The sequence below is a fragment of the Streptomyces alkaliterrae genome (assembly GCF_007097205.2).
Classification (GTDB): domain Bacteria; phylum Actinomycetota; class Actinomycetes; order Streptomycetales; family Streptomycetaceae; genus Streptomyces; species Streptomyces alkaliterrae.
The window spans coordinates 1-4129 of the sequence record NZ_VJYK02000403.1 but is presented as its reverse complement, the minus strand read 5'-3'; the positions used below and the strand labels follow the sequence as shown (position 1 = coordinate 4129).

The following is a 4129-nucleotide window of genomic DNA, read 5'->3' as shown; positions in this document are numbered from 1 at the left end:
GGATTGGGGAGATCCCCTCACGCCGGGCGGAGGAGCGCGGCCATCGGCTGCCAGCTCGTGGAGACCCGGCGCCCCGAGGGCGCCACCGGCGTCGGCCCCCGCCACAGCACCCCGTCCGGGTGGTGCAACACCGCCGTCACCTCGTCCGGCGTCGGCGGCTCGCTGTTCCCCCGCAGGTAGACGGCCCGCAACCCCAGGTTCCGCAGCCGCGTCAGCGCCTGCGGGCGGTTCGCGGCATGGACGAGGACCCGTATCCGGCTCCCCTCGCGCTGCGGGCTGGGTACCGACAGCGCGACGATCACGCTGCCGTCCGGCTGCCTGGCATAGCCTCCTCCGGCTGTCTGCGGCATGGCTGTGTCCCCGTTTCCAAGATGGTGGTCTGGTCCTGCTGAGGGCATCTAAACGCGAACGGCCGCCGCCCGCCAAGGGGCGACGGCCGCTCACTTCAGGCAAGCGAACCATTACGCGCGGTCATCCGCGCGCCCTCACCAGAGCTTCGAGGGGCTCACCAGGATCGTCATCGTCTTGCCGCCGAGCGGCTGGTTGATGATCGAGATGCGGGTGTTGGTGTTGGGCACCTTCACGCCCGCGGTCGGGTTGGACTCGTACCAGTAGGTTCCCAACCGGTCGTCGAAGACGGGCTTGCCGAGCTTCGGCTTGATCTTGGTGGGCACGCCGTCCTTGTGCAGCGTCATGCCCCTGGTCGGGTACCAGCTGAACGTCGAGTCGTACGCCTGGACGCGGTTGCGCATGAGCGTGCCGTCCGACCACTTCTCCGGCTTGGCGTGGGCGTCGATCGGCAGGATCAGGCCCTGACCCGGGTGCACGCCGACGTTGTTGTCGTTCTGCGAGGTGTCCCACAGCCAGATCAACAGGCCGGTCTCGTAGCGGTAGTGCTCGACCCAGTTCGGCTTGTTCTGCGGGTCGCCGAAGTTGTACGGGCCGGTCTTCAGGGTCTCGTCGTAACCGGTGTACTGGCGGTTCTCGGCGATGTAGAACTGCGGGTAGGTCTTGGTGAAGCCCTCGCCGATGCGGTCGAAGCCGTTGGCGGTCCAGCCGGCCTTGTCGTCCTCGGCGCCGTCTTCGAGGATCTTCTCGCCGTCGGCGGTGATGACGATGTCGTCGGCGGTGAAGCCGCGTTCGGCGACGCCGCCGTCGGTGCGGTAGTAGAAGCGCAGGTCGATCTGCTGGCCGGCGTACTCGTCGAGCGAGTAGGACAGCGCGCTCTGGCCCTCGGACTCACCGTGCAGCGCCGGGGTGTCGCTGGCGTCGCGCGGGATGGTCTCGCCGTCGGCGGTGCCGTCCAGGGCGGTCCACTTCTGGCCGCCGTCGGTGGAGACCTGGACGTACAGGTAGTCGTAGTCCTTCTCGATCTCCCACCAACCGGTCAGGTCCAGCGAGGCCTTGCTGGCGCCGCTGAGGTCGACCTTGCGGGTGAGGGTGTTGTTGAGGTTGTCACCGCTGCCGCTCCACCACTGCTTCGCGCCGGTGGCGGGCTTGTTGATGGCGGTGGTGACCTCCTTCTCGGGCAGCTCGACGACCACGGCCTGCGGACGCTTCTTGCCGCCCTTGCCCTTGCCCTTGGGGTAGGGCGCGGCCTGGGTGCCGATCGTGTGCAGGGACGTCTTGCCGGCCTTGGCGGTCTCGTAGTCGAGCCAGCCGAGCTGGAGCTTGTCCCAGGCGGTCATCTCGCCCGCCCAGTCGCCGATGGCGTCCTTGCCCTTGCCGAGCCAGGAACCGCTGGACATCAGCGACCAGTAGCCGACCGAGGACTCGCCGCGGCCGGTGGTGTCGTAGAGGTCCGGCAGGCCGAGGTCGTGGGCGTACTCGTGGGCGAAGACGCCCAGGCCGCCGTTCTCGGGCTGCACGGTGTAGTCGCCGACCCAGATGCCGGTGTCACCGATCTCGGTACCGCCGGCCTTGTTGAACTCCGGGCCGGTCTTGCCGTAGTCGGTGCCGTAGGCGTACCAGCGGTGCGCCCAGATGGCGTCGTCGCCCTGCGCGCCGCCGCCGGCCGAGGCGTCCTCACCGGCGTGCACGAACTGGAAGTGGTCGAGGTAGCCGTCCGGCTCGTTGAAGTTGCCGTCGCCGTCGTAGTCGTAGCGGTCCCAGACGTCGTACTCGGCGAGCTGCTCGCGGATCTGCTTGGTGGTCTTGCCCGCGGCCTTCTGGTCCTCGACCCACTGGTTGACGCCGTCGCGGACCGCGTCCCACACCGTCGGGCAGACGTTGCTGCCGCAGGCGGTGTTGCCGTAACGGGCCTCGTTCCACGGGATCTTGACCCAGTCGGAGACCGTGCCGTTGACCGTGTACTTGCCTGAGGACTGGCCCTCGTAGTAGCCCTTCAGCGAACCGGGGTGGTCACCGAAGTAGATGTCCTGGAAGTGCTCGCGGTTGAAGTCCTCCTTCCACAGCGTGGTGTTGTCCTTGCTGCGGTCGGGCTTCTCGATCTCGTTGTGCAGCGGCCCGCGGGTTCCCCCGAAGCGCGGGTCGATCTTGTCGCCGAACTCGATCAGGATGGTGAAGATCTTGTCGGTCTTCACCTGCTCCATCTCGACGTACTTGTTGTCGTCCAGCTTCAGCACCTTCGAGCCGTTGCGGCTCTGCGGCCTCTCACCGGCGGCGACCCGCTCCAGCGCGGCGAGGCGCTGGGCGTTCTGCTGCTTGGTCAGCGGGCCTTCCAGATTGTGCTCCACCAGGTGGGCGTCGTCTGTGTCCCCGGGGGCGATCGCCTGCGGATGCGGCTGGGGCCCCTTGTGGTCGGGCGATGCTATCGCGGTCGCGGGCAGCATCGCCGCTGCGCCCAGAGCGACAACGGCGGTGGCCAGTGCCGCTGTTCTGGACCTCGCGGATCTGTGTGGTCCGGTCACGTGGTCGAAATCCTCCCCTGAAGAGTGCTAGTCACTCGTCGGGAGGCATTTGACCCGAGTACCAGCGGAAAAGACAGGTCTTGTTTTGGCCACGACAATCCACTAGGTTGTCATGCCCCTCGCGCGCACCGGTAGTACACCGGTCAACCAACCTTCACTCAGGGGTTGTTGGGCCCCGGAACCAGCAGGCCAGGACCGCCGCCGCAGGCGGGGCAGGAGGCGACGCCGTGCGCCCCCCGTGCACCGGGCCGCGCGTCCCGTGGGTCACGTCACGCTTACCCACCGTTCCGCCAGGGCATCCCGCAACGTAGAGTCGTTCAACGGAACGCGACAGCCCGAACGACTCTCGACCTGACCCCTGAGGACGGATTCCGCCATGCCGCGTCCGAGTCTCGCTCAGACACTCTCCGGTTCCGCGACCGTAGTCCTGACCACCCTCGCGCTGCTGCTGATCACCGGAACGCAGTCCGGTACCGGCGCGGTGCTCATCGCCTGCGGGGCGCTCCTGTTGGGGCTGACCGTCGCCATGCTCGTCGGCTCGTCCGCCGACGAGCGGCGCCGGGCCACGGCAAGCGCGCTCACCCAGACGGAGGCGGCGGGCGGCGCGCCCGCCGCCGAAGTACGTCTGCCGCAACCCTCGTTGCGCCGCTGACCGGTCCGCCGGCGACGGTGGGTGGACGCCAGGCCGCCGGACAGGCCCTAGGTCGACGCCACGACGACGGTCTTGGCGGCCTTGTCGTGCACGCACTGCTGGTACGGCTTGTCCCAGGTGCAGTAGAGGACGTTCACCAGCCAGAACAGCGTTCCGATACACGGCACCAGGTTCGGCAGCGAGTACACCGCCGCCCGCGTCCACCCCGGGGAGCCGGCCGGCACCGCGCCGTTCTCCAGCATGCCCACCCGGATCTTCATCGCCATCTTGCCCAGTGTCTGGCCGCGCGAGGTCAGCATCAGCCCCTCGTACACCAGGTACACGAGCACGTACAGCAGGCCCTGACCCCACTGGCCACCCGTGTTGTCCGTGTCCCAGTTGAACGTGCCGAAGAACGGCGCGGTGATGAGGGTCAGCGGGATGCCCACGATCAGCCAGTCGATGATGCGGGCCACGAGCCGGCGGCCGCGCGAGGCGAGCGGCGGCATCCCGGCGAGCGGGTCCCCCGCCCCCTGCGCACCGCCGTACGGGTTCTCCCCGTACGGGTGAGAGGCGTACCCGCCGCCGGGCGGTGGCGGCGCCCCGCCACCCGGCGGCGGGGGCGGGG

Annotated in this window: 4 protein-coding genes; 1 reads left to right on the top strand and 3 read right to left on the bottom strand. The window is 68.7% G+C overall.

What is annotated here, in order from left to right; genetic code table 11:
* Nucleotides 1-17: 17 nt before the first annotated feature.
* A complete protein-coding gene (locus FNX44_RS24585) occupies nt 18-350 on the bottom strand; it encodes a hypothetical protein (RefSeq protein WP_143651189.1) in 333 nt (110 codons plus the stop codon).
* 135 nt (nt 351-485) lie between these two features.
* Nucleotides 486-2870: an immune inhibitor A domain-containing protein gene (locus FNX44_RS24580; protein ID WP_323369646.1), complete on the bottom strand. Its 2385-nt coding sequence runs from the start codon at nt 2868-2870 to the stop codon at nt 486-488.
* A gap of 376 nt (nt 2871-3246) precedes the next feature.
* Here FNX44_RS24580 and FNX44_RS24575 point away from each other — a divergent pair, with 376 nt between their 5' ends.
* A complete protein-coding gene (locus FNX44_RS24575) occupies nt 3247-3522 on the top strand; it encodes a hypothetical protein (protein ID WP_143651188.1) in 276 nt (91 codons plus the stop codon).
* A gap of 47 nt (nt 3523-3569) precedes the next feature.
* Here the strand turns inward: FNX44_RS24575 and FNX44_RS24570 are convergent.
* Nucleotides 3570-4129: RDD family protein (locus FNX44_RS24570; RefSeq protein ID WP_228450182.1), on the bottom strand; the 560-nt coding region annotated here is incomplete at its 5' end.

Excerpts from the sequence above, each read along its gene's own strand:
- FNX44_RS24575 (WP_143651188.1), top strand. The coding sequence starts at position 3,247 with ATGCCGCGTCCGAGTCTCGCTCAGACACTCTCCGGTTCCGCGACCGTA.
- FNX44_RS24585 (WP_143651189.1), bottom strand. The coding sequence starts at position 350 with ATGCCGCAGACAGCCGGAGGAGGCTATGCCAGGCAGCCGGACGGCAGC.